Origin of the sequence: Moorena sp. SIO1F2 (genome assembly GCF_010672755.1) — a bacterium.
Classification (GTDB): Bacteria; Cyanobacteriota; Cyanobacteriia; order Cyanobacteriales; family Coleofasciculaceae; genus Moorena.
In genome coordinates, this window is the sequence record NZ_JAAHFV010000597.1 from 1 (window position 1) to 2,151 (window position 2,151).

At 41.2% G+C, this 2,151-nt stretch carries 1 protein-coding gene; it reads right to left on the reverse strand.

Translation table 11 applies throughout. The features are described from left to right. Positions 1-76: 76 nt before the first annotated feature. Entirely contained in the window at positions 77-1,417 is a 1,341-nt protein-coding gene (locus tag F6J94_RS33225; protein WP_293048067.1) for a phosphoglucomutase, alpha-D-glucose phosphate-specific, read from the reverse strand. Positions 1,418-2,151 lie beyond the last annotated feature (734 nt).

Here is a 2,151-nt window from a genome sequence, read left to right on the forward strand (position 1 = left end):
GCCTAAAATGCTGGAAAGTTGGTCAAACATTATTAAACAAAAGACCAAAAAAACAGAGCGGCAGGGCAGTCCGTTCTTAAAGCCCAGCGCCTCCTAAGCAATAGTGCCTGCTGAGATCCTTTCCACTTTTCGCAAAAATTTCTGCTGCCAACAAGTTCATGACAATCCCATCTTTATCTGTTGTCCATACAGAACCGTCTTTACGCTGAAAAGATGCTCCAGCACTTTCCTCACCAGCAAAATTTAGACTACCTTCTTGCAGTCCTGGAACAAACCATCTGAATCCAATGGGAGCTTCATAGAGTGAGTAGCCAATCGAACGAGCAACCCGATTGAGCATATCACTGGTCACAATAGATTTACCGATAACACCGCTGGCAGACCAATCAGATCGCGATTGAGCCAGATAACCAATTGCTACAGCAAGAAAGTGGTTGGGAGGGATTAAACCAGCATTAGGTGTGACCACACCAAAGCGATCGCTATCTGCATCATTGCCAAAAGCTATATCATACTTATCTCTTACTTTCACTAAGTTAGCCATGACCTCAGGAGAAGAGCAATCCATGCGGCGCTTGCCATCCCAATCAGGTGCCAGAAAATAAAAACTTGGATCAATGGTTCGCTCAAGGATATCTAGCTTGAGTTGATAATGCTCAGCAATTGCATCCCAGTAACAAACACTCGAACCACCTAACGGATCAACACCAATATGAATATCTGAGGTGGAAAGAGCTTTTAAGTCTACAACTGTGCATAAATCTCTAACATAACCAGAAATATAATCGTAAATATGAGTGGTAGGAGCCTTTAGAGCTTTTTCATAGGTCCACCGCTTGACCTCTCGATTACCATTCCCTAAGAGTTGATTAGCACGCGCCTCAATCCATTGAGTTGCTATGGGCTGCGCTGGCCCACCTGAGGGCGAGTTGTACTTTATACCGCCGTCGCAAGGAGGATTATGAGACGGGGTGATAATCAGGCCATCAGCCAAATGTCTTATCTTCCCCCTATTATAGTGAAGAATTGCATAGGAAATAACTGGTGTTGGCGTATAGCGAGCATCCCCCGTCAAGGGAGCAATGTAAATATCTATTTCATGGGCAGAGAAAACTTCTAAGACAGTTCTTTGGGCGGGTGATGACAGGCCATGAGTATCCATTCCTACAAACATTGGACCACAAATTCCCTGTTGTTGACGAAATTCCGCGATCGCCTGAGCGATCGCAAGAATATGAGCTTCATTAAAACTTCCCAAGGTCGATGTACCTCGATGCCCAGCTGTACCAAATTTTACACGTTGCTTTGTGTCACCTGGTTGAGGTTGGATACTGTAGTAATCACTTAAGATATTTTGTGACTCAACTTCTTGATCTGGCCCAAGAATGTAAGCCCCTAATTCTTTCGATTCTCTCATCTTCATTATTCTTTTATTGACGTTCTTTACCTAACTCATACCCCTGTATTTTATACCAGGGTAAACGCATCTAATTTGGTCTAAATGGTAACAGACAAAACTCTCATTAAGTCAATTTTTTTTAAATTCGAATAAATCCCATCCTAAAGCAGTTTTTTTTTGTTCAAAGTCAACAAATTTTACGCTGACTTTGAACAATAATCAAAGTCTGATTTGCGTACAAAACCCGAATGTAGAGTACTCTCAAATCGACCAAGGATAACACGGCCAAGAATTGAGAATGAATTGTGCTTATTGAGAATCAACAGGGTAATTATAGATTTTTGATATTATTGTTTAGTTTTTAACTGTAAATTTTGATACAAATTTCTATGCGTTTACCCTGTATACTCTACAGGCTCCTAGTTAGAACTAGTCGCACCCCATATCCCAATCTCGTTTTCTGCTGCTTCATTAGAGATTTTAGTTCTTGTACTGATTCAGCAATGTCTATTTTCGGTACTCCTGACATCGATAATTATTCTGATTTTTTTTACTTTACCAAGTCTCTCATATCAAGTCACATTAATTGACCATAGTTAAGCAGCTTCTTCCATTACCTCAGGCTACCAATGATAGAAGCTGATGCAGCGGATCAACTCTCAGGGAATTGAGCAAATAGCGCCAGCGTTGCTCAACAAGGTCTTCAAGGGGTTCTATTGAGTCAAATACTATATTTCCCAAGGCTTGATTCA